The following is a 24,986-nucleotide window of genomic DNA, read 5'->3' on the forward strand; positions in this document are numbered from 1 at the left end:
AAATTTAGCTTTGAGCGCAATGTTTCATAGAAAATGCGCTCAAAGCTAGAAAATCAAACTTCATTTAACTGTAATTTATCGGAATAGCTAATCAATATTAAAAGAAGAATCTTTGTATATCGTTCCATGTAACGACCACCATTAAGATCATTAGTAGCACGATTCCTACAAAATGAACAATTCCCTCTTTTTGACGGTCAATTGGTTTTCCACGTAAAGCTTCAAAGCCAAAGAATAATAAACGACCACCGTCAAGTGCAGGTAATGGGAGTAGGTTCATAATCCCTAAGTTAATACTTAGCATGGCTGCCCAATTCATTAAGTTCATAATACCATACTGGGCTACTTGCTCAGTTGCTTTATAAATACCTACCGGACCTGAAAGTGCATCAATGGTAAACTTACCTGTAATCAGCATACCTAGCAGTTCAAAAATTTTAACGGTCATATTATAAGTTTCTTGAGCTCCATATACAACAGCTTTTAATGGATTAAATTCTCTTGGGCTTTCATAACGAACACCAATTTGTCCATATTTTTCGCCATCTTGTTGTTGGACTTCTTTTACTGTCATATTCAAGTTAACAGATTGTCCATTTCGATCAACAGTCACCTTAATATCTTCGTTCGGATGGTCTTGAACGATGGCAGCTAAATCCTGCCATTTTTCAACAACTTGTCCATTAATGGCCGTTACTTTATCCCCTGCAAGCATTCCTGCCTGTGCAGCAGGATCATTTTCAACTACTTCAGTGATGATAGGCTCGTATGTTGGGACACCATGGATTAATCCAATCACTAAGTAAATAACAAATGCCAAAATAAAGTTAAACAATGGACCAGCAAAGATTGTCATCGCTCGTTGACCAACTGTTTTTGCATTAAACTGACGATCATGCGGTGCAATGACCAGTTCACGACCATTTTCCACGAGAACACAATCTCTTGCTACTTGATAGCGAACTAGGCGCTCTTCTTCATCATAGCCCTCTACAAACAAGTCCTTCTCTAAATCAGCACGCTCAACTTCTAAAAATAATAAATCTGGTAGCTGCTTATTATTTTGATTGAAAATAATTTTTTTAACAATATTATCCTCATTTACAATGAGTCCTATTCGGTAGCCTGGCTGTAATTCAGTACCATCCATATCCTCGCCGGCCATACGTACGTATCCTCCGATAGGCAATAAACGAATAGTATACATTGTTTCTCCATGCGTTTTCCCATAAATTTTGGGACCCATTCCGATGGCAAATTCACGTACTAAGATACCTGCACGTTTAGCGAATAAGAAATGTCCAAGTTCATGGAAGAAGACGAGCATACCAAATATTAATATAAATGCAATGGCTGTTTGCATAATACCCCACCTTTAATAGCGATTAGTTAACGATACATTGCTCTCGTTATTTTACCATGTCTAACACTATTTTTCTTGTCTCACTGTCCACATGTAAAATTGTTTGTAGATCTGGTACTGCAATGTTTTGATGCGCTTGCATCACACGTTCAATCGTCTCATCAATTTCAAGGAATGTGATTTTTCCTTGTAAAAAGGCTGCAACTGCTGCTTCGTTTGCTGCATTCATTGCTGTTAAAATAGTACCACCCATACGTCCAGCCTCATACGCTAAACGCAAAGCTGGGTAACGCTCAAAGTCCATCTCTTGAAAATGGAGCTGACCAATTTGTGCTAAATTTAGCCGCTGACCATTATGTAACGGTATACGATCTGGGTAGCTTAAAGCATATTGGATTGGTACTCGCATATCTGGTGTGCCTAACTGAGCAATGACACTAGTATCATGATACTCAACTAGAGAGTGAATAATACTTTCTCTATGCAAAAGTACATCGATTTTATCATACGGCATATCAAATAATACATGTGCTTCGATGACTTCTAACCCTTTATTCATCATTGTTGCGGAATCAATGGTAATCTTTGCACCCATAGACCAATTCGGATGATTTAGTGCATCAGCAACCGTAACATGCTTTAATTGATCTCGAGTCTTATCACGGAAGCTACCACCTGAAGCCGTAATAATTAGACGTTCAATATTTTTAGGGTTTTCTCCATTCATTGATTGGAAAATTGCAGAGTGCTCACTATCAACAGGTAAAATAGTTGCTTTGTGTTTTTTAGCTTCTGCCATCACTAAATGACCAGCCGTTACAAGTGTTTCTTTATTAGCAATAGCAATTGTTTTTCCCATACGAATAGCTGCTAATGTTGATTCTAGTCCCACACTTCCAAGCACTGCATTGACTAGAACTGTGGACTCCGGATGTGTCGCAACTTCAACAAGTCCTTTTGCCCCAAATGTAAACTGGATTTGAGGATACTCCTTTGCAAGTGAACATGCGTCTTCTTCAAGCTGCACAGACACTAGCTCAGGCTTTAATGTTTCAATCATTTCTCTAGTTTTTTCAATGTTTCTTCCTGATGAAAATGCCACTAATTGAAAGGCATCACGTTGATCTTTTAAAATATCGTAGGTTTGCCAACCGATTGAACCAGTTGCACCCAATAAACTAATTTTTTTCACAACAAGTTGTCCCCTTTTTCTATCTAAGCAAATGATTTCACAAGATGTCTCGACGTAATGATTAATTATTGAACAAATGTAAAAAATGGAGCAGAGGCACGACAAATAGTAGACTATCAAAGCGATCTAAAATTCCACCATGCCCTGGTAAAATATTACCTGAATCCTTTACATCAAAATGACGCTTGATAGCCGATTCTACCAGATCGCCCATTTGACCAATAATGGAGGCAAAAATCGTGACAAAGACAAGTGAGATATAACCATTTGCAAATGGATAGATAAGTTGCATACCAATTGCAAATATGACTGCAATAACAATGCCACCTATAAAACCTTCAATTGTTTTCTTTGGTGAGATTTCTGGCCATAACTTATTTTTACCTAGTTTTCGTCCTACAAAATAGGCACCTGAATCTGTTGTCCATACAACTAATAAACAATAGACAACATACTCTAATCCAACATTTCTTGTTTCAATTAAATAATGGAATCCTAACCCTACATAAAATGCACCTAATAAAATAAAGCCAACTTCGTCGAAAGTGATTTTATTTTTTACAAGGACCACGTAAATAAGTAGTAGCATCATTAAGCCATAGACTACCATTAAATTAGACGAATAGCCAATAGTCTCTACAAGCTTGTCACTCCAGTTCCCCGGAATGACAAGCAAAATTAAGGTTACTAAACCTAAGAAACCTGGTACAGAAAAAATGGAGATACCTTTCATTTTTAATATTTCATAAAAACCAACAATAGCCATTGCAAGCACAAGAATTGTGAACGGTACTTTACCATAAATAACGAATGGTATGAAAAGTGCTGCTGCAATTATTGCCGTGATAATTCGTTGTTTCAAGTTGTTTCTTCTCCCTTCAACCCACCGTAACGGCGATTACGTTTCTGATAGTTTTCGACCGCTTCCAGTAAGTTTTCCTCGCTAAAATCTGGCCACAATGTATCTGTAAACCAAAATTCTGTATAGGCGAGCTGCCATAACATAAAGTTACTTAATCGTACTTCACCACTTGTACGAATTAATAGATCTGGTTCAGGCAGATGAGCCGTCATCAAATGAGAGGTTAAGCAATCTTCTGTTATGTCTTGCATCGTTAAATGACCGTCCTGCACTTTTTGAAGCATCATTTTCATGGCATTGACCATTTCAGAACGACTGCCATAATTTAGCGCAAAATTTAAGATAAGCCCTGTATTATGTTTCGTTTCTTCCATTGCCTCATACAATGCTTTTTGCGTATGGGCAGGCAATAAAGATGGGTCTCCAATCATTTCGACACGTACATTACGCTCCATCATTTCTGGTAGAAAGGAACCTAAAAACTCAACTGGTAGTCGCATAAGAAAATCCACCTCTGGCTTTGGTCGCTTCCAATTCTCCGTAGAAAATGCATATACGGTTAAGACTTTAATACCTAGGTCTGACGCAAATCTTGTTACCTTACGTACTGTCTTCATTCCTTCATGATGACCAGCAACACGTGGCATCGCTCGTTTTTTCGCCCAACGTCCATTTCCGTCCATAATAATCGCTACATGGGCAGGAATCGGCTCGCTTTTAGCAAGGTCCACACGCTCCTCCAATGATAGTGTATCCATATTTATTTGTTTACCTAATAGCTTTTTAAACATGCTAACTCCCCCACTACAACTAATCGGACGTATACTAACCTATCATAACAAACAAAAGCGCTTTTTGTCTTTTTTTTCCCCTCTAAATTGACTATGTATGTACTAGCTTATTTTAGAACTATACACATATTAAAGAATGAGTTTGTTAAAAATTTGATGATTGTGTCATAAATGATCTTTTCTAAATTTCTTTATCAGCACATCGCTATGAACAATAAAGAGAAAAGACGTCCTGTTATGTATAGGACGCCTTCATCTCCTCAAAAAGTTCCATCAAGACATGTAAATCGTGTCGTTTACACCTCTAAAATTTCTTTTTCTTTATCTTTCGCTACTTGATCTACTTTCACAATGAATTCATCTGTTAACTTTTGGATATCATCACCGTAGCCTCGTAGATCATCTTCTGTGATTTCGCCAGCTTTTTCAAGTTTTTTCAAATCATCATTTGCATCACGTCGAACATTACGTACAGCGATTTTTGCATCTTCCGCTTCTTTTTTCACTTGCTTTACTAGCTCCTTACGACGTTCTTCCGTTAGAGCTGGAATCATTAAACGAATAACAGAACCATCATTTGTTGGTGTGATACCGATATCTGATTTCATAATTGCTTTTTCAATATCACCTAGAATTGTTTTATCGTAAGGTGTAATTACTAATAAACGAGCTTCCGGTATTGATACACCACCAAGTTGATTAATTGGTGTTGGTGCACCATAATAGTCAACCATAATACGATCTAATAAAGATGCGTTTGCACGGCCTGCACGAATAGATGCTAGTTCACGTGTGAAAGCTGCGATTGTTTTATTCATTTTTTCTTTTGCTTGTTCTAATACTTGTTTAGTCATTATGCATTCCTCCTAACAACTGTTCCGATTTTTTCACCTTGTACAGCACGTTTAATGTTACCTGGCTCCGTAATTGAGAAAACAATTAGCGGGATATCGTTATCCATACATAAAGTTGAAGCCGTTGAATCCATTACTTGTAAGCCTTGTTGGATAACGTCTAAGTATGTGAGTGTATCATATTTAATGGCTGTCTCATCCACTTTTGGATCTGCCGAATAAACGCCATCGACATTGTTTTTAGCCATTAAAATCGCATCTGCATCAATTTCTGCTGCGCGTAATGCGGCCGTCGTATCAGTAGAGAAGAACGGATTACCTGTCCCTGCTGCAAAGATTACAACACGTTTTTTCTCTAAATGTCTAACTGCTTTACGACGAATGTATGGCTCTGCTACTTGTGTCATCACGATAGAAGATTGAACACGTGTTTCAATGCCTAATTTTTCAAGAGCATCTTGTAGAGCAAGAGAGTTCATGACTGTTGCTAACATCCCCATATAGTCGGCTGCTGCACGATCCATTCCCATTTCACTACCAATTTTCCCACGCCATATATTACCGCCACCAACAACAACAGCAACTTCTACATCAAGATCTACTACTTCTTTTACTTCTTCTGCAACAGCCTTGATTATTTTTGGTGATAAACCGAAGCCCGCTTCTCCAGCTAACGCTTCACCACTTAATTTAATAACTACTCGTTTATATTGCGGCACACTCATTGTAAACCTCCGTAAGACTTTATTTAAAACCTCTCTATTCTCTTTTCCATTATAGTATATCTAACAATAATTGCTAGTTGTGAATAAGGCAGAATAGAAAATTATATGCATTTTTTTCTTGCATTTCGGAAAAATAGGGAACACGCTATGTTGTGTTCCCCATTTTTTGTCTAGAAAATCTAGATATTATTTGATTAGTATCAAATGCAAGCTAAATTAGTTACCTTTAACTTGGCTCATTACTTCTTCTGCGAAGTTATCTTCACGTTTTTCGATACCTTCACCTACAGCGTAACGTACGAAGCCGTTTACAGAACCACCAGTAGAAGCTACGAAGTCACGTACTTTTTGATCTGAGTTTTTAACGAATGTTTGATCAAGTAAGCAAACATCTTCGAAATATTTACCAAGACGACCTTCAACCATTTTAGCAACGATGTTTTCTGGTTTACCTTCGTTAAGAGCTTGTTCAGTTAATACTTTACGCTCACGTTCAACTTCTTCAGCTGAAACTTCATCACGAGAAACATAAGTTGGGTTGATTGCTGCGATGTGCATAGCAACATCTTTAGCAGCTGCTGCATCAGTAGAACCTTCTAAAGTTACTAATACACCAATACGGCCGCCCATGTGTAAGTAAGAACCGAATGCATCTGCATCAGATTTAGTTTTGATTTCGAAACGACGAAGTGTAATTTTTTCACCAATTGTTGCAACAGCTGTAGAAATTTGATCTTCAATTTTTACACCTTCAGCATTTACAAGTTCTAATGCAGCTTCTACTGATGCTGGTTTAGCAGCAAGTAATTGCTCTGCTAAAGAAGCAACTAATACTTGGAATTTTTCGTTTTTAGCAACAAAGTCAGTTTCAGCATTTACTTCTAGGATAATTGCTTCATTACCTTGTTCTAAAATGTAAGTTGTACCCTCAGCAGCGATACGGTCAGCTTTCTTAGCAGCTGAAGAAAGACCTTTTTCACGTAGGAAGTCGATTGCAGCTTCTAAGTCGCCATCAGTTTGTACTAACGCTTTTTTACAATCCATCATACCAGCGCCAGTTTTTTCGCGTAATTCTTTTACTAATTGTGCAGTAATGTTTGCCATTTAGTGTTTCCTCCTCAAATTGGTTGAACTATTAATGATAGGTTCTAAAAAAGGTGATAAGGGTTTTGAGCCACTTATCACCTTTTTGTAAACGTGAATTACTCAGCAGCAGCTTCTACAGCTGGAGCTTCTTCTTCACCTTGTTTTGACTCGATTAAAGCGTCAGCCATTTTTGCAGTTAAAAGTTTAACAGCGCGAATAGCATCATCGTTAGCAGGGATTACGTAGTCGATTTCATCTGGATCACAGTTAGTATCAACAATACCTACTAGAGGGATGTTTAATTTACGAGCTTCAGCAACCGCAATACGTTCTTTACGTGGGTCAACCACGAACATTACGTCTGGAAGATCGTGCATATCACGGATACCGCCTAAGAATTTGATTAGACGTTCGTGTTCTTTTTTAAGTTGGATTACTTCTTTTTTAGGAAGAACTTCGAAAGTTCCTTCTTCTTCCATTTTTTCGATTTCTTTCATACGTGCAACACGTTTTTGAATTGTACCGAAGTTTGTAAGAGTACCACCTAACCAACGTTGGTTGATGTAGTAGTTGCCTGAACGTTCAGCTTCGTCTTTGATCGCTTCTTGTGCTTGTTTTTTCGTACCAACGAAAAGAACTTTACCACCGTCTTGACCAACTTGACGCATGAAGTCATAAGCTTCCTCTAATTTTTTAACAGTTTTTTGTAAGTCGATGATGTAGATCCCGTTACGTTCAACGAAGATATATTTCTTCATTTTTGGGTTCCAACGACGAGTTTGGTGACCGAAATGTACACCAGCTTCAAGTAATTGTTTCATAGAAATTACTGACATGTGAATTTCCTCCTAGTATGTTTGGTTTTTATCCTCCGCATTTATCATCTGCAACAAGCTACCCTAAGCTTAGAGCACCACTTACTACATCAAAATGCGTGTGTAGTAATAACACCATTTGCAACTATATCATAGCTTTAACTGATTCGCAACAATTTAGTAGTGAAATTTCAGTAAAAGCTCGATTTCTGTTTTGCCCTTTTGTAGTTGTTTCGCTATTTCCTCTGTTGATTTACCCTGCTTTGCTAATTCTAAAGCTTGTTGTTCCACTGTCAGTACTTTTTCAAGTTTCTTATGCTCCTCTACTTTTGGTGGCGAGGCTGATTGCATCCTTTTTGAACTTGTATGCTGCTGACGGGAATAAGCATTCGCTACAACATTTTTAGGCACATAGCTACGAGATTCTTTATCTAAATTTAGAGAACTATCACTATGATTCTCTTGTACTGCTGGTGAAGATGCCCTTTCCTTTGGTGCTCTAATATGTTCTTCTTGCAGCATGGTACCCGCTGCTACTTCTGGTTGAGAAACATTTTGTAATTCTTTAATAAGACGATCATTTTCATCTTTCATTTCAGTTAAATAGACACTAATCGTATCGTCCATTTCCCGCATTAGGCGTTCTTGTTTCTTTTCCAAATCTTTAAACTTTGCTAGCTTTGTATTTAAAATAATAAGGAAGTAAAATGAAAGTAACTGTAAAAAGAATAGTACCGCTATTAGTATGGTTGTCATTGTAAACTCCTATCCACTGAAATCCACGAAATTGCCTTTAAACGGATGCTTTGCCTGTTTTTCTTGTTGATCCCGTTTCTTTTTCTTCTTTTTATTAATACCCTTTAAATATTCCCCACCTGCATCTTCATCCTCACTAATTTCGTCCATACCTTCTGATGTATTGACAATTTTCTGCTTGCGTTCTACTTCCTTTTTTAATGCTTCATTTGCATGTGCTTGTTGGGCTGATACTTGTTGCTGAGCCTGATCTGCGATTTTTCCAGCTTCAAATGTTTTTGGAATAGCAATTTGCAATTCGACACCTTTTAAACTCATTGGAATCTCTCCCCTAAGGATATTTACGCATTAATCATTTCACTAGATAATAGCTTTCTTAGCTTTAATAGCGCTTTTGAATGAATTTGAGAAATACGTGATGTTGATAGCTCAAGCATTTCACCAATTTCAGTCAATGTTAATTCCTCTGTGTAAAATAGACTAAGTACAAGTTGTTCTTTTTCATTGAGCTTTTGAATATTTTCAGCCAAATCTTCTAGCAACTCTGCTTTAATAACAGTTTGTTCGGGTGTTTTTGTCGTATCATCCCGAATAACAAATGACTTACCTTCTACTTCTTCCTGATCTTGTTGTTCATTAATGGAAAGAACATTGGAAAAAAAGTGCTCCTGCACCGTCTGATAAACATCTTCAATTGGTACATTCATATGCTCCGCAAGTTCCTCAGGTGTTACATGACGCATATATTTTTGTTCTAATCGCTCAATTTGAGCATCTAATTTTTTGGCCTTTTCACGCGCAGAACGCGGTAACCAGTCTTCCTTACGTAGACCATCTATGATTGCTCCTCTCACTCGAAACGAAGCATATGTATCAAATTTTAAATCTCTGTTGATATCAAACTTATTTAAAGCATCAAAAAGTCCTACCATACCTAAACTCGTTAAATCATCTCGTGAAACGCTCTTTGGTAAACCAGCACCAATACGTTGGACATGATAAGACACTAAAGAAATATATTTTTTTATAAGTAAATCACCAGCATCTGGATCACGCTCATGTATCCATCGATTCCATAGTTTTTGCTCATCGTTCAGAATTGGTTGTGTCATGAAATCCACCTCTCTAAAAAACGCTTTTACACGCCCGTTTGCCACTGACTACATGCGCTCCTAAAATTTTTCATTCAACAGGATTTCTCGGTTTTTAAATCCACATTAAAGTTAATCTAGACGTGAACCCCGAAAAGCAAAAAAATCAATAAGCTGTTGCCATCTTTCCTATATTATAACAAGAATCGACTATAATTTCATTTGTTTCTCTTAGTCTCTAATATATTCCTTTAGTTTTTATTTACATAGAAAAACTGTATCCTCGTTATGATGAACGTGTTGGATACAGTTCTTATTCTGATGAAATGATTAAACTTTAATTTTAGAAAGGCAGTCCTAAAATAAATGGCTCTACTCTATTAACAAATGGTACGACAACAAGAAGTCCAATAAACGGTATGATTGCTAAAAGTTTGATAAGTTTCAACGTATATTCTCTAAATATTACAATATGGCGTAGTAACAGGAACAATAGAAGTAATTAAGCCATTGTCAATTAATAGATGTACCTTTTCTGTAATAGTCTCGATTGCTAAGCTATTCTCATAGTGAGAGCCCTTTCTAATAGAGCATTTATCCAAAATGTAGAGCCCTACATGTTTTTCCACCTTGTCCTACAAACTATTAAAATATTAAGAACAAATAAGTAAGGGATGGCTATTTTACTGGAATTTAGGTGTGCCATCCCATCATCAAATGTTAAATTGTATTGGAAACAATATTACCATTGAAAATAGTGGCCATGCGGCGAGATCTGCGGGCTATTGCTTCAGCAGAGCAAGAAGCCTCAACTAATACCATGTTCGCGCTATCTCCTACTTTTGGCCATACTTGTTCGCCAGCTTGATTAAGCGGTGTTTTTCCTCCTGTAATAAAATGGAGCGTTTGTGCTAATGAGCGCTCATTTCCCCATCCTGAACTTTTTGCCAAACGGCCTGCTCGTTCTAATAAATCCCCATTACCAAATGGTGACCAAACATCAAAGATATTGTCACAACCAATCGCAACAGGTACTCCTTTACTGTGTAATAAACCAACAGGTGGGAATTTTCTACGTAAAGGAACACTTGTCACAATCGTGATGCCCGCATCACATAAAATATCTGCCATTTCTTCTGCCTCGGCTTTAGAAACATCTCCTAATCCAAATGCATGACTAATCGCTACCTTGCCTTGTAAACCAGCTTCTTTAGTCAATTGGGCTAATCGTTTCATTGTAAATGTCCCCAGTTGATCTGGATCATGTAAATGCAAATCAATCCCTACATTTCCTTCAACAGCTAGTTCCACCATTTGTTGTAGAGAGGCTTCAATATCACCATCAACTGTAGCAGGATCAACCCCTCCTACAAGGTCGACACCCATATGAAGGGCCTCTCTTACTAAATTTGCTGCCTTCGTTCGTAAGAGCCCATGTTGTGGAAAGGCAACGATTTCATAGGACAGCTTTCCTTCAAATGTATTTAAAGCTTTTTGAACTTCCTCTAAATTTTTCAAGCCTACCTCAGGATATAAATCCACATGCGTACGGACATGTGTCACGCCGGCTTGCACATAACGAGCCAGTAGCTCCTCTGCACGTTGTTGTGTGGTTGTGCGCAATGTTGGCAGCACCTCTTTTTCAATCTCAAAGCGTTCAAAAATATTGTTAGCAGGTGTGACTGCGCGCCATTGATCGCTTAAGAGTGTTTTGTCCAGATGACAATGTTTTTCTATAAATGAAGGTAGTGCTAATAATTGTTTCATATCGTTTTTCGGGAAATCATCATGTAATCGACTATCAGCAGAAACTATTTCTGCGATTTTTCCATCTTTGATTAAGAGATGAGAACAAGCCGTATTTGTCTTGCAAACCATTCCATTTTCAATTTGATAACCCGTTTCAAGACGTACATTAGTTAACCAGAAAGTAGAATTCATTCTATAACGATCCCTTCTTTTTCAAAAATTAAAGTTCTCCTGAAACGACATTTCCTTTAAAGAGTACTGCCACTCGTCTTGCTCTTCTTGCTATTGCTTCTGCTGAACAAGTTGCTTCAACAAAAACAACATCCGCTTCATCTCCAATATTCGGCCAAACAAGTTGTCCCTCACTGTTTAAAGGTGTCACGCCTCCAGTAATATACTTTAGACTTTGAGCAAGTGAATGTTCATCACTTAAACCAAAGCGTTCAGCTAGTGTTCCTGCTTTTTCTAAGCTGTCACCCATACCGAATGGCGACCAGTGATCCGTAATACTATCATCTCCTAAAGAGATTTGTACTCCTTTTTGATCTAATAATGGAATAGGAATTGTCTGACCTATTGGAACTGATGAGGTAATATCAATACTATGGTACGCTAGCAACGCTGCTACTTCAGTTGCCTCTTCCCTAGAAACATCCGCAAGAGCCATCGCATGACTAATTGTCACCCTTCCCTGCCACCCTGCTTCCTCGGTTAAGGCTGCTAATCGTTTAAAGGTAAAGATGCCTAAATGACCTGGATCATGGATATGTAAATCAACATTTGCATTTGCTTCCACTGCTAGCTCCATTACCGTTTGTAATGATTTCTCAATGTTTTCATCGATTGTCGCTGGATCTACGCCACCTACTAGTGACGCTCCACTACGTAATGCTTCTCTTACTAAAGAAACGGAGTCACTACGCAATAACCCATGCTGTGGGAAAGCCACAATCTCTAAAGCTACCTTATTTCGAAAGGCCTCTTTTGCTCGTAACACAGCTTCTAGATTTTTCAAACCAATAAACGGATCGATATTACAATGCGTCCGAATATGTGTTGAACCAGCGTGTAAAAGTAAATCTAATAACTTTTTCGCTCGTTCCTCTGCAACAGGCAATAAGCTTGGAAGTAGTACCTCTTCTTCTTTTAACCTTGTGATAAGACCTTCAGTTGGTATCGAAGGAGCCTTCCACGGCCCGCCAAAATATGTTTTATCAATATGAATATGCATATCTCTAAAAGCAGGAAGCATTAAATAACTTCGTGCATCTCGTTTAGGTAAATCCGTTTCTAACGGCTGATCTCCACTAATTATCTGCTTTATTTCCCCATTTTCAATGAGAACATTAAAAAGAGCTGTTTTGGTTCCTGTAACAGTCCCCTTATCGTAATGATAAGCCGTTTCTAATCGTACATTTATTAACCAATATGCTGTTGGTGTCATTCATTGAACCTCCTAAAATTTATTGAAGATTAACTAGTTGAACCATTTGAATGGCTCTCTCTTTTGGGGGTAAAGATAGTTGATTGTAGACATAATCTTGACTAGGGTTACTAGCATTATAAAAATAAACAGTTGAGATTTTAGAAAAATAGACGGCACTTAAACACATAGGACACGGTTCAGTACTCGCATACATTTCGCAACCTTCTAAACTAGTCGTTTTCAATGTATGACAAGCTTGTCTTATTGCTTGAATCTCTGCATGATTCGTTAGATCATTGGTAACTGTCACTTCATTCACGCCAGACCCTATCACTTGGCCATCTTTTACTACAATGGCGCCAAAAGGAGCACCATGTTTCGTACTTTCATTTTCCCGCGCTAAGTCAAGCACTTGTTTCATAAAGTCTTGCCGTTTCATATCTTTCCCTCCTAGAAATGCGAAATTCACTATTCCACTGCCTCTTCATTCCAAATGATGATCAAAAAAGATGCCCTGAAAAATTTCTAGTCAGAACATTCCGTCTTTTTACGGTACAAACAATGGCATCCTTGTCCTTTTCATTGCCCTTTTTAAGAAGTGATTACAAGGACTCATTCTATGATAAACGTCAAATCTTTTTATAATTTGAAGTTTTATGATTAAAAGCTGTTTCCTTTGTACAATATGCTAACACGAAGACTGCATATATGAATAATATAAAAAAAATTAGTTTTACTTAAGTTTTTCATATAATAAAGCCTTAGACCAATAAAAAAAAGCCGCTATTCGCGACTCTCTTTTATGCATTCACTTGTTGTTCTTCTCGATTCATCATTGTTCGTACTACTTGTGCAATTTCTTCAGAATTCTCATCTTGAAATTCTACCGTTGAATTAGCTGCTGGAGTTTCTGCTTCTTTCGCTGAATCAAGTCCATTTTCCCCTAAATCACTTTCATCTACTTCCTCATTTACCTCTGGGGTAAACATGATGTAAGCAATTAAAAAACGCACTATATACATCAATAAAAATACAATTATTGCTACAATAAATGAGCCGATAATAATTCGCAGAGGAGTATACGGTTTTAGAAAAGTGCTAAAAAAATAAAGAGAAAAGGCAATTAAAGCTCCCCAGAGATTATAAAATATAGAACCAAACATTAGATTTCGCTCACTCCTTGGTTAACTGTTCGAATATGTAATATTGACGTTGCAGGATTAAATTCAATCGTTCTACCACTATTTCCACCAGTATCCTCGGCCACTAAAGGAATGCTGTGCTTCTTTAATTCCTGTTTGACAGCTTCTACATTACGGGGACCAATGCGCATTGTATCTTTATCAGACGTAAATTGAAACATTTGCGCGCCCCCTGCAATTTTTGCCTTTAGTTTAAATTTTTGAACGCCTTCTAACTTCAATAAATCAATCATTGCAGCAATACCCGTATCAGCAAATTTTGCTACATTGATTGACTCTGCTCTGCCTAAATTTGAATCTGGTAACATCACATGGATTAAACCAGCAATTTTTTTTGACTCATCATATAAAATAACGCCAACACAAGAACCAAGACCAGAAGTTCGAATTGTGTTAGGAAGTTTTACTACATCCATTTGTGCAATTCCCACTTTAATCACTTGTCCACTACTACTGCTTAACATCATCATGAAACCCCTAATGATTTAAAAATTGCATCGAAAGAGTCAGGATCAGGTAGTAGGAAGAAATGACCTCTCACTGTTTCGTGGTCTTCCACACCTTCTTCAAAAATGGATGTATTTATAACAATAACATTATCACTCACATGTGATAATTCAATTAAACCAATGCTTATAATAGCTCCAAACATATCAACGCTTAGACCGGGCACAGTCGGGTAAATTTTTAAATTAGTAAAGTCCGATAGAGCAGATAAATAGGAGCCAGATAAAATATTCCCCATCTCTTGCATAGCAGATAAACCTAAATCTGAAACAGGGCGTTTTTTAAAGTCAAATGAGTCATCGAAAATAAGACGACGAATAAAGCGGTTAGCTTGTTCGATAGGTAAAATAAAGAACATACTGCCCTCTGCATCACCTTCAATGCGAAGATAAATACCAACAACGACGTTTTCTGATCCGCCAGCCAACTCCATCATATCGTTAAAGGACACCATTTCTACCTTTGGTACCCGCATATCAATTTTTTTCCCAAGTAAATTGGAAAGTGCTGTCGCGGCATGCGCAGCACCAATGTTTCCAATTTCCTTTAATACATCTAAATGTAGTGATGTAATCTTTTGATTAAATGTCATTATCGATCCCTACTTTAGTGGATTTAATACTTTTTCTAAATGCAATAAAATTAATAATCGTTTTTCTACTTTAGCTACTCCTGAAATAAATTCCTCTTCAAGTGATCCAACAACCTCTGGTTGTGGTTCAATAGCACTTGCAGGAATATCAATCACATCGTTAGCTGAGTCTACGACAAAGCCTACTTCCATATCCTCTAATGAAATAATAATAATGCGTGTTGTTTCCTCATGATCAGAAATCGGTAATTCAAAACGTTCTCGTAAATCCACTATCGGCGTTACAACCCCACGTAGATTGATTACACCTTTGACATATTTCGCTGTTTTCGGCACACGTGTGATATGCATTAATTTTTCTATTCCTTGGACATGGGATACAGGAATTGCATATTCTTTATCAGCTAGTTGAAAAACAATAACTTTTATACTTTCTTGTTCCACTGCGTTTGTCATACTTTACACCTCTCTTATTCATTCACCTTACTTAATTAGTGCGTTGCAATCTACAATCAAGGCTACCTTACCATTACCTAAAATAGTTGCACCGGAAATCGCAAAGATATTTGTTAAGTAATTTCCTAATGACTTCAAGACAATTTCTTGTTGGCCAATGAAAGAATCCACTACTAAACCAGCAAGTTTTTCACCTTTGCGGACAATTACTACTGAATGGAATTCTTCCTCTTGCGGTGCTTTACGTGGAACTTCAAAGATTTCCTCTAAAAATACCAAAGGAACAACCTTGCCACGGAAGTCGATTACTTTTTGATTATGTGCATTCATAATCTCTGATGAACGGATAATAGATGTTTCAATAATAGACGACAGCGGAATTGCATAAATTTCCTTTTCAATTTCCACAAGCATTACTGAAATAATAGATAATGTCAGTGGTAATTGAATTGAAAAGATAGATCCAACGTCTTGTGTAGATTCAATTGAAATATTGCCACCTAATGATTCAATCGTTGTTTTCACAACATCTAATCCTACCCCACGACCAGACACATCTGAAATAACATCTGCAGTCGAGAAGCCTGAAGCTAAAATAAGCTCATTGATTTGTTGATCAGACATTGAATAAGATTGTTCTTGTGTCACAATGCCTTTTGAAATAGCTTTCGCTAGTACTTTTTCACGATTGATGCCTGCACCATCATCTTCAATCTCGATAAAGACGTAGTTACCACTATGGTATGCACGTAATACCACCGTTCCTTCCTCTGGCTTGCCTTTTGCACGACGAGCCGTGGGATTCTCAATTCCATGGTCTACGGAATTACGGATTAAATGGACTAGCGGATCACCAATTTCATCGATAACCGTACGATCTAATTCAGTTTCAGCACCAATAATTTCAAGGTTAATTTTCTTATTTAAGTCACGCGATAGTTGACGAATCATTTTTGGGAAACGGTTGAAAACAGTTTCGACTGGAACCATGCGCATCGTTAAAATGATTGTTTGTAAATCACCCATTACACGACTCATTCGCTCAACTGTTTCATTGAGTTCTCCATGATTCACTTCTGTAGCGATAGATTGAAGGCGACCACGATCAATAACTAGCTCCTCAAATAAGTTCATTAAAATATCAAGTCGTTCAATATTTACACGAATTGTTTTATTCCCAACTGGGGCATGTGTTTTATCAGCCTTGTTAGGTGCTGCTGATTTAGCTGGCTTTGCAACTGGTTCGGCTTTAGCAGGTGTAGCCTCCATCTCAACTACCGCAGTGGCCGTTGCAGCTATTTCTTGTTGAGCTTCATATTCTTTTTCACTAAATTTCTTTTGGTCAATAGTTGTCACAACAACTTCCTCAACCTCTGAAACTTTCATCAGCTTTTTTTGCATATCTTCTGCTGATTCTTTTGTGACAAATGCAACATAAAATTGTTGATCAAACTGTTCATCTTCAAGTTTTTCAACCGATGGACTTGATTTAATGACATCCCCATCTTTTTCTAAAATCTCAAATACCATAAATACACGTGCAGCCTTTAGAAGGCAATCCTCACGTAACGTAACTGAAATTTCATAAGCATTAAAGCCTTGTTCTGATGATTGTGTAATAACTGTTTGTTCAAAACTATCATATTCTAAAACACTTTCTACAGCTGGTGCTACGGCTGTTGCTACCACCTCAGCTACTGCTTCCTCACCTAATTCAATCCGTTTAAGCTGCGCAACCGTTGATGAAACATCACGTTTTCCATCACCGCCGTTCGCAATATCCATCACCATTTCTTCTAAATGATCAACAGATTCAAAGACAACGTCTAAAATTTCAGGTGTTACATGAATCTTTTCATTTCGAATAGCATCTAAAACATTTTCCATTTTATGGGTTAAATCAGCTAAATCTTCAAATCCCATTGTGGCAGACATACCTTTTAACGTATGGGCTGAACGGAAGATTTCCCCAACAATTGCTAAGTCTTCTGGATTTTTTTCTAATTCTAATAAATGTTCACTACACGCTTGTAAATGCTCTTTACTTTCTTCAATAAACATCTCTAAATATTGATTGACTTCCATAAGAGGACACCCCTTTTAAGGCAAATATTTCATTATTGTTTGTGCAATATCATCTACATCTGCAACTTCATCTACAAGTTGCGTTTCAACCGCTGCTTTTGGCATACCATATACAATGCATGTTTCTGATGACTCTGCAATTGCAATAACGTTACCAGTACTTTTTAATACCTTTAATCCGTTAGAACCGTCATGACCCATACCTGTCATAATCACTGCTACTTTATCAAAATCGTTAAACAGACTAACATCTTCAAACATCACATCAACAGAAGGTCGATGGCCTGATCTTGGTGGTTCTTGGTTATCTAGAACAATACCAAAAGTCGTCCCTACTTTTCTGAGTTTTATATGATAACCACCTGGTGCAATATAGGCCACTCCATTTTGCAAAATATCTCCCTGTTCAGCTTCCTTTACAGTAATTTCACTCAGCTGATCGAGACGAGTAGCAAGTGATTTAGTAAATCCAGCAGGCATATGCTGAACAATTAATATAGGTGCTTGGATGGATTTAGGGATTTTAGTTACAACCTCCTGAAGTGCACGAGGTCCTCCGGTGGACGTACCAATTAGCACAATTTTTTTCCCAACTTTACTCCATTCTACCTGTGGCCTTGTTACCGCTACCTTAGTAGCAGTAGCATTTGCAGGAGTATGTGCTCGTCCAACCTGTTGTGATTCATTTATTACGGTACTCGCATTTGTCACTGGTTCTTGTTGTCTTTTACTACCAGAAGGTTTTTTCAATTTGGAAATTGGCACCATAGCAGCTTGCTCCACTTTACGAACAAGCTCATTTTGGATTTTATGTAAATCAAGAGAAATAGTTCCGCTTGGCTTTGCGACAAAATCTACTGCACCACTCTCAATTGCTGCTATCGCATTTTCTGTCCCACGCTGTGTGGTACTCGAGAGCATTACTACGGGAACTGGACATTGTTTCATAATTTCTTTTAAAGCATCGAGCCCATTCAATTCGGGCATTTCAATATCCATTGTCACAACTGTAGGCTTCAACGATTGTATCTTTTTGATCGCATCTTTTCCATTCCGTGCTGTTCCAACAACTTCTACCTTCGAGTTGCCAACAAAAAAGTCACTAATTAGCTTTCTCATAAAAGCAGAATCATCCACAACTAATAGCTTGCTTTTATGTAAAAAGTCCAATTAATCACGCCCTTTCGAGAAAATACTTCTGAGTTTTGTTATAAATTTTTTTGCTGCTTGATCATGTGCATGTATTTCCTCCACACGATGCTCTATAAATCGTACAACAATGAGCTGTAATGTCTTTGAAATGAGTGCGTCTGGGTAAGCAAGAGAGAATGGTACTTGCTCACGCACGGCCTTACGCACAATTGGATCCTCAGGTAAAGAACCAAGAGTTTCTATATCTTTGTCTAAAAAACGTTTCATCGTTACCTTTAATCGTTCATTCGTTTCTATTCCTTCTTCTTTGCTAAAAGCACGGTTACAGAGAGTATAAAACTGCTTTTCTGGATCTCGAACATGTATATATTTCATCATGGAATATGCATCTGTTATAGAGGTAGGTTCCGCAGTTGAAATAACAATAATTTCATCAATGGATGTTAGTAAGTCTAGCGACCAATTTGTCGCACCAGCCCCCATATCAAATAAAATATAATCATAGTTTTTTTGAAGCTGTTCAAATGCAAGAATAAGTCGCTCAAACATACTATGTGACCATTCAAGTACGCTTGTCATACCTGATCCACCTGAAATATATTTTAAACCATAGGGTCCTTCAAATATGACCTCATCAAGTTGCTTATTTCCTTCTAGGTAATCTTTTAAACTATTAGAAACATTTCTTCCAATTAGAATATGGATATTCCCCATCCCAATATCCATATCAACAACGGCAACTTTTTTACCTTTTTGGACTAAAGTCATAGCAAAATTCATTGTGAAGTTACTTTTACCTACCCCACCTTTCCCACTAACAATTGCAATTGCTCTACCTAGTTCGCCTTGCTGTTTCATCATTTTCAAGCGTAATGCTTCAGCTTGGTCTCTCATTTTTTCTTCACCTTGAAAAAACAAATTAAGCACTGCTTCTAAATCAGCTTCCTCAATATCTTCTGGTACTTCTTGACCATTCGTATAGTAAGCAAGTCCTTTATTATATTTAATCATTAAATTGATCATAGTGCCAATAGAATTTGTTTCATCAATCTTAGTGAAAATAAATTTTTCAATCGGTACTTGTTTAAATTGGTCAACAATGTTTTCCATATCCTTTTCTTTCGTTGTCATGGCAAGGACTAAGTAAGATTCTGCTTGATCATCAAATTTTATGAGACGCTGGAGATCTTCCACATATTTAACTTCTTTATAATTTCGGCCAGCTGTATCAATAAAAACTAAATCTAAATGAGATAACTTTTGCACGGCTTGCTCAAAATCTGTGGCATTATAGGCTATTTCGACAGGTGCCTGTAAAAGCCCAGCATATGTTTTTAGCTGCTCTATTGCAGCAATTCGATATGTGTCAGTCGTGATAAAGCCAACCTTTTTCTTTTTTTCTAACACAGCTCTAGCTGCCATTTTGGCAATGGTTGTTGTCTTTCCAACACCTGTTGGTCCTAAAACATTGATATATTTTCTTTCGTAGGATAATCCCCCTACTTGAAGAACTTCTAACTTTTTACGTAGTAAATTTTTCGTAATCATTTTACATTGTGAGAAATTTATTTCTGACGCTTCTTTAAAATGCATAAAAAGCTCATCACCTATCGTTGTGATGAGCTCTTCACTTAGCTCTTGCTGTCTTAAGTATTCAATGAAGGGTAAGAGTTCATCGGGATATTGAGCTTGGGTAGTCTTTTTATGCATGGATTGCATTAAAGATTTTAAATCAGCAATTTCCTTCCTCAATTCTTCAGACATGCTAGTGTCTTCTAGTACAGCTGCATCCTGCGGTATTTGATCTTGATGAATTTTTGCTTGAATAGCATCAGTAATCTCTTGTAGCCTTGCATTGTTTTTCGGAGCTACAGGTAATACAGCAGGTGAGGGTGCTGGAGCTACTTGATTTGGCTCCATTGCATCCACTCCTGCAACCACTTCAAAACTTTTCTGTTTAATCATACCGAAAAATTTCTTTTTAATGACTACTTTTGAATTCAAAATGACTGCGTCCTCACCTAATTCTGCCCGCACCTGCTTCATCGCTTCTGGTATGGATGATGCATAATACTTTTTCATTTTCATTGAACATTCACCACTCCAACACTTTGAATTTCGACCGAAGCATCCAGCTCATTATAGGATAAAACCGGAATTTGTGGGAAATAACGCTCCGTGAGTTGACGTAAGTACATACGAACAGCTGGAGAGCATAAAATAATAGCGGATTGCTCCATAAAGGAAACACGCTCTACCTCTGCTGCAATAGTCTCTAAAACTGTTTGAGAATCTTGAGGATCCATTGCTAAATAATTCCCATGATCCGTTTGCTGAATACTATCAGCAATCATTTTTTCTACCTTACCTGACACCGTAATAACCTTTAATGCTGAGCTATCTCCAACATACTGCGCCGTAATTTGGCGAGCCAATGCTTGACGAACATACTCTGTTAAAATATCTGTATCACTCGTTAACTTTGCATAGTCAGCAAGTGTTTCAAAAATAATTGGTAAGTTACGGACAGACACATTTTCCCGAAGTAGCTTGCCAAGTACCTTTTGAATTTCTCCAGTAGATAAAGGAGTTGGCGTCAATTCCTCTACTAAAATTGGATGCGTTTCGCGCAAATGATCGATTAGCTGCTTTGTCTCTTGACGTCCTAGTAACTCATGAGCATTTGCTCGTATGATTTCTGTTAAGTGTGTTGACACCACACTTGGTGGATCCACAACAGTATAACCATACATTTCTGCATCTTCTTTTACTTGCTCTGTAATCCATTTAGCTGGTAGTCCAAATGATGGCTCAACCGTATCAATACCTTCAATAGAATCATCATCGCCTGGACTCATCGCTAAGTAATGATCTAATAAAAGCTCACCACGTGCCATTTCGTTCCCTTTTATTTTGATTCGATATTCATTTGGTTGAAGTTGAATATTATCACGAATACGAACAACTGGAATGACAATTCCTAATTCTAATGCTAGCTGTCGACGAATCATGATGACACGATCTAATAAATCTCCACCTTGTGCAGCATCTACTAAAGGAATTAATCCATAACCAAATTCAAATTCGATAGGGTCCACATTTAATAAATTCACAACATTTTCAGGGCTCTTCATGCCATCTGTTGCCACTTCTTCCTCAATTTCAAGTAATTCCTCTTCGTCCTCTGGCTTCTTACGCCCCATCATATAAGCTCCTGCTATTAGAGCTATTCCGATTGGAAGTGTGATCCAATCCGGAATTGGCGTAAATAAACCAAGTAATACAATTGTACCACCAGCTACATAAAGAAGCTTAGCTTGGGCAAATAATTGTCCTGTAATGTCCTGGCCAAGACTCCCTTTAGAAGATGCACGTGTTACAACTATCCCTGTGGCTGTTGAAATAAGCAAGGCCGGAATTTGGGAGACAATACCATCACCAACAGTTAGCTTAGAAAAATGAGTTGCTGCTTCCGCAAATGGAAGCCCCATTTGGACAACCCCAATGATGATACCGAATAATAGGTTGATAATAACCATTACCATCGAGGCAATGGCATCCCCTTTTACGAATTTTGTAGCACCGTCCATCGCTCCATAGAAGTCGGCTTCTCCTGATACTTTTTCACGACGTTCACGTGCTTCCTTTTCGGAAATAATCCCTGCATTTAAGTCAGCATCAATACTCATTTGTTTACCAGGCATTGCATCAAGTGTGAAACGTGCTGCAACTTCAGCTACCCGCTCTGCACCTTTTGTAATAACAATAAACTGAATTAACACTAGAATTAAAAAGACAACTAAACCAACAAGAATATTTCCTCCAACTACGAAATCACCGAATGTTTCAACGACAGATCCTGCATCACCATTCGCTAGAATGGCACGAGTTGTGGATACACTTAATCCTAACCGGAACAAAGTTAACAGTAATATTACTGAAGGAAAAATTGAAAAATCTAATGCTTCCTTCATGCTCATTGCTGTTAGCAGTACAATTAATCCTAATGTAATATTAATGACAATTAAGAAACTTAACATCCACGGAGGAAGAGGGATGATGAGCATCGCAACGATTAAAATAACCGCACCTAAAACCCCAATATCGCGAACTTTCATTTGTGTCCCTCCTACTAAAAAGCTTTAAATTTTTCGCTTAATGCGGTAAACATAAGCAAGTATTTCTGCTACTGCTTTAAAAAATTCCTCTGGTACTTGATCACCAATTTCAACTTGATCATACATAGCACGTGCTAATGGTCTATTTTCAACCATAATGACGTCATGTTCTTTGGCAATCAGTTTAATTTTTTGAGCGATAAAGTCTGTCCCCTTAGCAATTATACGTGGGGCATCCATGCTATCCTCATCATATTTGAGGGCAATCGCATAGTGAGTAGGGTTAGTGATGACAACATCTGCACTTGGCACCTCTGACATCATACGCCGCATGGCCATTTCACGTTGTCGTTGTTTGATTTTTGATTTAATCAGAGGGTCACCCTCACTATTTTTATATTCATCTTTAATATCTTGCTTAGACATTTTAAGATTTTTTTCATATTCATATTTTTGATAAATCCAGTCTAAGAGGGATACACAAAGTAAAACTAAAGAAGCCGCTATACCCATAATGCCAACAAGCTTCCCTACTGTTATGAGCGTCATCCACGGGCTTTTAAAAGATAGTGCTAAAACTTCCGGTAAGTTTGTCCAAATAATGATCGTTGTCACACTTCCGATAAAGCCTATCTTTAAGACAGACTTCAGTAACTCAACAATGGCTTTAACAGAAAATATCTTTTTTAACCCTTTAATAGGGTCCATCTTTTTCAAATCAAATTTCATTGGCTCTAATGTAAAGAGAAAGCCAAACTGCAGAAAGTTACCTGCCAGTGCTCCAACCACTGCAATTGCCATAATCGGTACAACTATAAAAGCCATTTGTATCAATGTTTCTGTAAATAAGTGCATCACACTGTCAATAGTCAATGTTTCGATGCGTATGTTATGAATAAAAGTTTGCCTAAAAAAAGCTAGTAGCTCGTCCCGTAAAGTTCCTGCGAAAAAAAATAAAAAGATAAATACCATAAGCATGACAATGGCACTAGTAATATCCTGACTCTTTACGACCTGTCCTTTTTTTCGAGCATCCTGACGTTTTTTAGGTGTCGCCTTTTCTGTTTTTTCCCCTGAAAAAAACTGTATATCTAAATTCAGTAGTAGTTTCATATTATCCACCACCTAAAATGGCCATTAAATCACGCATACCATAGATCATAATTGTAATGAGCTTTTGAATAACTTGAATCATTACAGCCATCATTGTAAACAACACTAAAAAACTAACACCAATTTTAATAGGGAAACCTACAACAAATATATTTAATTGGGGCACTGTTTTCGCAGTAATACCCAAAGCTAAATCGACTAAAAATAAGGTTGCCACCACAGGAGCAGCCATTTGGAATGCTATCGCGAAAACGGCTGTGAAAGTTGTGATGATGAACTGCGGAAAGTTTTCATTCGTAAAACTAGGAAATTGATCCATCGGTAAAAATTGATAGCTATAGTAAATGCCGTTTAAAATCATATGATGCCCATCAATAGCTAGCAATAAAAGAAGTGCTAGCATATTAAAAAACTGACCAATTAATGGGCTTTGTGCACCCGTTTGTGGGTCAATGATATTGGCGATGGCAAATCCCATTTGAAAATCTATAAAGCTTCCGGCAATTTGTATTGCGGACATGATGATATAGCCAATAAGACCAAATAACAGTCCAACAAGTGCCTCTTTCATCACTAATAATATGTATTCATCATTAAAAGCAAATGGCTCAACATCCAGTGTATAATACATCATCCAAGCTAATACTAATGCGAGAGTAATTTTGACTTGTGGCGGGATGGTCCTATACGAAAAAAATGGTACTGTAACAAAAAATGCTGAAACTCGCACAAGTACTAATAAGAAAACCGTTAAATGCGGAATTAATTCATTCATGGACTCACCCTATATAACGCGTTAAATTCTCAAAAATGTCTCTCGCATAGCTAATTACTTGAGATAACATCCATGGGCCAAAAAACACAATGGCCACAAAGACAGCAATGATTTTTGGTACGAATGCTAATGTTTGCTCTTGAATGGAAGTTGTTGCTTGAAAAACACTGACCGCTAATCCAGTAACTAAGGCAACTAAAAGTAGCGGACCGCTTGTTAGAAGGATAATCATAATGGCACGCTCTGCAATGGAAATAACCAATTCACCTGTCATAC

The 24,986-nt window shown here is 37.5% G+C and carries 25 protein-coding genes and 1 pseudogene; all 26 read right to left on the reverse strand.

The window, feature by feature from the left end:
• Positions 1–97: 97 nt before the first annotated feature.
• Positions 98–1,363 carry an RIP metalloprotease RseP gene (gene rseP / locus SJW71_RS18570; RefSeq protein WP_274796001.1) on the reverse strand — a complete coding sequence of 422 codons (1,266 nt, stop codon included), beginning with the start codon at positions 1,361–1,363 and terminating at the stop codon, positions 98–100.
• A 46-nt stretch (positions 1,364–1,409) separates the two neighbouring features.
• Positions 1,410–2,555 carry a 1-deoxy-D-xylulose-5-phosphate reductoisomerase gene (gene dxr, locus SJW71_RS18575; protein ID WP_274795999.1) on the reverse strand — a complete coding sequence of 382 codons (1,146 nt, stop codon included), beginning with the start codon at positions 2,553–2,555 and terminating at the stop codon, positions 1,410–1,412.
• A 61-nt stretch (positions 2,556–2,616) separates the two neighbouring features.
• The gene (locus tag SJW71_RS18580; protein ID WP_274795998.1) at positions 2,617–3,417 is read right to left on the reverse strand and encodes a phosphatidate cytidylyltransferase; all 801 of its coding nucleotides are present in this window, start codon (positions 3,415–3,417) and stop codon (positions 2,617–2,619) included.
• Positions 3,414–4,208, reverse strand: coding sequence for an isoprenyl transferase (locus SJW71_RS18585; protein ID WP_274795997.1), 795 nt, complete (start codon positions 4,206–4,208; stop codon positions 3,414–3,416). Before SJW71_RS18585 ends, SJW71_RS18580 begins: the two co-directional genes overlap by 4 nt.
• Positions 4,209–4,504: 296 nt before the next feature.
• A complete protein-coding gene (gene frr / locus SJW71_RS18590) occupies positions 4,505–5,062 on the reverse strand; it encodes a ribosome recycling factor (protein WP_274795996.1) in 558 nt (185 codons plus the stop codon).
• The gene (gene pyrH / locus SJW71_RS18595) at positions 5,062–5,787 is read right to left on the reverse strand and encodes a UMP kinase (protein WP_274795995.1); all 726 of its coding nucleotides are present in this window, start codon (positions 5,785–5,787) and stop codon (positions 5,062–5,064) included. The genes frr and pyrH overlap by 1 nt, the downstream gene beginning before the upstream one ends.
• Before the next feature lie 216 nt (positions 5,788–6,003).
• Entirely contained in the window at positions 6,004–6,891 is an 888-nt protein-coding gene (gene tsf, locus SJW71_RS18600; protein ID WP_274795994.1) for a translation elongation factor Ts, read from the reverse strand.
• 98 nt (positions 6,892–6,989) lie between these two features.
• Positions 6,990–7,709, reverse strand: a complete 720-nt coding sequence (rpsB, locus tag SJW71_RS18605; RefSeq protein WP_274795993.1) for a 30S ribosomal protein S2 — start codon at positions 7,707–7,709, stop codon at positions 6,990–6,992.
• A gap of 156 nt (positions 7,710–7,865) precedes the next feature.
• Positions 7,866–8,444: a hypothetical protein gene (locus tag SJW71_RS18610; protein WP_431811332.1), complete on the reverse strand. Its 579-nt coding sequence runs from the start codon at positions 8,442–8,444 to the stop codon at positions 7,866–7,868.
• Positions 8,445–8,453: 9 nt separating this feature from the next.
• Positions 8,454–8,762, reverse strand: a complete 309-nt coding sequence (locus SJW71_RS18615; protein WP_431811333.1) for an RNA polymerase subunit sigma — start codon at positions 8,760–8,762, stop codon at positions 8,454–8,456.
• 23 nt (positions 8,763–8,785) lie between these two features.
• Positions 8,786–9,556 carry a FliA/WhiG family RNA polymerase sigma factor gene (locus tag SJW71_RS18620; RefSeq protein WP_274795990.1) on the reverse strand — a complete coding sequence of 257 codons (771 nt, stop codon included), beginning with the start codon at positions 9,554–9,556 and terminating at the stop codon, positions 8,786–8,788.
• A 699-nt stretch (positions 9,557–10,255) separates the two neighbouring features.
• Positions 10,256–11,476: an amidohydrolase gene (locus SJW71_RS18625; RefSeq protein WP_431811334.1), complete on the reverse strand. Its 1,221-nt coding sequence runs from the start codon at positions 11,474–11,476 to the stop codon at positions 10,256–10,258.
• Between the two features lie 28 nt (positions 11,477–11,504).
• Positions 11,505–12,728, reverse strand: coding sequence for an amidohydrolase (locus SJW71_RS18630; RefSeq protein WP_274795988.1), 1,224 nt, complete (start codon positions 12,726–12,728; stop codon positions 11,505–11,507).
• Positions 12,729–12,747: 19 nt separating this feature from the next.
• Positions 12,748–13,149, reverse strand: coding sequence for a nucleoside deaminase (locus SJW71_RS18635; RefSeq protein ID WP_274795987.1), 402 nt, complete (start codon positions 13,147–13,149; stop codon positions 12,748–12,750).
• A gap of 361 nt (positions 13,150–13,510) precedes the next feature.
• Positions 13,511–13,873: a hypothetical protein gene (locus SJW71_RS18640; RefSeq protein WP_274795986.1), complete on the reverse strand. Its 363-nt coding sequence runs from the start codon at positions 13,871–13,873 to the stop codon at positions 13,511–13,513.
• Positions 13,873–14,379 carry a chemotaxis protein CheD gene (locus tag SJW71_RS18645; RefSeq protein WP_396631730.1) on the reverse strand — a complete coding sequence of 169 codons (507 nt, stop codon included), beginning with the start codon at positions 14,377–14,379 and terminating at the stop codon, positions 13,873–13,875. Before SJW71_RS18645 ends, SJW71_RS18640 begins: the two co-directional genes overlap by 1 nt.
• Entirely contained in the window at positions 14,379–15,011 is a 633-nt protein-coding gene (locus SJW71_RS18650) for a chemotaxis protein CheC (RefSeq protein ID WP_274795985.1), read from the reverse strand. Before SJW71_RS18650 ends, SJW71_RS18645 begins: the two co-directional genes overlap by 1 nt.
• A gap of 9 nt (positions 15,012–15,020) precedes the next feature.
• The gene (locus tag SJW71_RS18655) at positions 15,021–15,467 is read right to left on the reverse strand and encodes a chemotaxis protein CheW (protein WP_274795984.1); all 447 of its coding nucleotides are present in this window, start codon (positions 15,465–15,467) and stop codon (positions 15,021–15,023) included.
• Positions 15,468–15,494: 27 nt separating this feature from the next.
• Positions 15,495–17,552 carry a chemotaxis protein CheA gene (locus SJW71_RS18660; RefSeq protein WP_313470074.1) on the reverse strand — a complete coding sequence of 686 codons (2,058 nt, stop codon included), beginning with the start codon at positions 17,550–17,552 and terminating at the stop codon, positions 15,495–15,497.
• Positions 17,553–17,567: 15 nt separating this feature from the next.
• A complete protein-coding gene (locus SJW71_RS18665; protein WP_431811335.1) occupies positions 17,568–18,722 on the reverse strand; it encodes a protein-glutamate methylesterase/protein-glutamine glutaminase in 1,155 nt (384 codons plus the stop codon).
• Complete coding sequence (locus SJW71_RS18670; protein WP_431812224.1) at positions 18,723–19,598, reverse strand: MinD/ParA family protein; 876 nt, start codon at positions 19,596–19,598, stop codon at positions 18,723–18,725.
• A pseudogene (flhF, locus tag SJW71_RS18675) lies at positions 19,599–20,792 on the reverse strand (flagellar biosynthesis protein FlhF); the annotation flags it as partial. It abuts the gene before it with no gap.
• On the reverse strand, positions 20,789–22,822 hold the full coding sequence (gene flhA / locus SJW71_RS18680; protein ID WP_274795979.1) for a flagellar biosynthesis protein FlhA: 2,034 nt from the start codon (positions 22,820–22,822) through the stop codon (positions 20,789–20,791). The gene flhA and the pseudogene flhF, both read right to left, overlap by 4 nt.
• Before the next feature lie 24 nt (positions 22,823–22,846).
• Positions 22,847–23,935, reverse strand: coding sequence for a flagellar biosynthesis protein FlhB (flhB, locus tag SJW71_RS18685; RefSeq protein ID WP_274795978.1), 1,089 nt, complete (start codon positions 23,933–23,935; stop codon positions 22,847–22,849).
• A gap of 1 nt (position 23,936) precedes the next feature.
• Entirely contained in the window at positions 23,937–24,710 is a 774-nt protein-coding gene (gene fliR, locus SJW71_RS18690) for a flagellar biosynthetic protein FliR (RefSeq protein WP_322605965.1), read from the reverse strand.
• Between the two features lie 4 nt (positions 24,711–24,714).
• On the reverse strand, positions 24,715–24,984 hold the full coding sequence (fliQ, locus tag SJW71_RS18695) for a flagellar biosynthesis protein FliQ (RefSeq protein ID WP_274795976.1): 270 nt from the start codon (positions 24,982–24,984) through the stop codon (positions 24,715–24,717).
• Between the last annotated feature and the right edge of the window lie 2 nt (positions 24,985–24,986).

The organism is Lysinibacillus sp. FW12, assembly GCF_050817245.1.
In the GTDB taxonomy this organism is placed as follows: domain Bacteria; phylum Bacillota; class Bacilli; order Bacillales_A; family Planococcaceae; genus Lysinibacillus; species Lysinibacillus irui.

What these genes read in the sequence shown, in the direction of transcription:
- rseP (WP_274796001.1), bottom strand. Translation starts at nt 1,363, where the DNA reads ATGCAAACAGCCATTGCATTTATATTAATATTTGGTATGCTCGTCTTC.
- SJW71_RS18585 (WP_274795997.1), bottom strand. Translation starts at nt 4,208, where the DNA reads ATGTTTAAAAAGCTATTAGGTAAACAAATAAATATGGATACACTATCA.
- frr (WP_274795996.1), bottom strand. Translation starts at nt 5,062, where the DNA reads ATGACTAAACAAGTATTAGAACAAGCAAAAGAAAAAATGAATAAAACA.
- pyrH (WP_274795995.1), bottom strand. Translation starts at nt 5,787, where the DNA reads ATGAGTGTGCCGCAATATAAACGAGTAGTTATTAAATTAAGTGGTGAA.
- tsf (WP_274795994.1), bottom strand. Translation starts at nt 6,891, where the DNA reads ATGGCAAACATTACTGCACAATTAGTAAAAGAATTACGCGAAAAAACT.
- rpsB (WP_274795993.1), bottom strand. Translation starts at nt 7,709, where the DNA reads ATGTCAGTAATTTCTATGAAACAATTACTTGAAGCTGGTGTACATTTC.
- SJW71_RS18610 (WP_431811332.1), bottom strand. Translation starts at nt 8,444, where the DNA reads ATGACAACCATACTAATAGCGGTACTATTCTTTTTACAGTTACTTTCA.
- SJW71_RS18615 (WP_431811333.1), bottom strand. Translation starts at nt 8,762, where the DNA reads ATGAGTTTAAAAGGTGTCGAATTGCAAATTGCTATTCCAAAAACATTT.
- SJW71_RS18620 (WP_274795990.1), bottom strand. Translation starts at nt 9,556, where the DNA reads ATGACACAACCAATTCTGAACGATGAGCAAAAACTATGGAATCGATGG.
- SJW71_RS18625 (WP_431811334.1), bottom strand. Translation starts at nt 11,476, where the DNA reads ATGAATTCTACTTTCTGGTTAACTAATGTACGTCTTGAAACGGGTTAT.
- SJW71_RS18630 (WP_274795988.1), bottom strand. Translation starts at nt 12,728, where the DNA reads ATGACACCAACAGCATATTGGTTAATAAATGTACGATTAGAAACGGCT.
- SJW71_RS18635 (WP_274795987.1), bottom strand. Translation starts at nt 13,149, where the DNA reads ATGAAACGGCAAGACTTTATGAAACAAGTGCTTGACTTAGCGCGGGAA.
- SJW71_RS18640 (WP_274795986.1), bottom strand. Translation starts at nt 13,873, where the DNA reads ATGTTTGGTTCTATATTTTATAATCTCTGGGGAGCTTTAATTGCCTTT.
- SJW71_RS18645 (WP_396631730.1), bottom strand. Translation starts at nt 14,379, where the DNA reads ATGATGTTAAGCAGTAGTAGTGGACAAGTGATTAAAGTGGGAATTGCA.
- SJW71_RS18650 (WP_274795985.1), bottom strand. Translation starts at nt 15,011, where the DNA reads ATGACATTTAATCAAAAGATTACATCACTACATTTAGATGTATTAAAG.
- SJW71_RS18655 (WP_274795984.1), bottom strand. Translation starts at nt 15,467, where the DNA reads ATGACAAACGCAGTGGAACAAGAAAGTATAAAAGTTATTGTTTTTCAA.
- SJW71_RS18660 (WP_313470074.1), bottom strand. Translation starts at nt 17,552, where the DNA reads ATGGAAGTCAATCAATATTTAGAGATGTTTATTGAAGAAAGTAAAGAG.
- SJW71_RS18670 (WP_431812224.1), bottom strand. Translation starts at nt 19,598, where the DNA reads ATGAGAGACCAAGCTGAAGCATTACGCTTGAAAATGATGAAACAGCAA.
- flhA (WP_274795979.1), bottom strand. Translation starts at nt 22,822, where the DNA reads ATGAAAGTTCGCGATATTGGGGTTTTAGGTGCGGTTATTTTAATCGTT.
- flhB (WP_274795978.1), bottom strand. Translation starts at nt 23,935, where the DNA reads ATGAAACTACTACTGAATTTAGATATACAGTTTTTTTCAGGGGAAAAA.
- fliR (WP_322605965.1), bottom strand. Translation starts at nt 24,710, where the DNA reads ATGAATGAATTAATTCCGCATTTAACGGTTTTCTTATTAGTACTTGTG.
- fliQ (WP_274795976.1), bottom strand. Translation starts at nt 24,984, where the DNA reads ATGACAGGTGAATTGGTTATTTCCATTGCAGAGCGTGCCATTATGATT.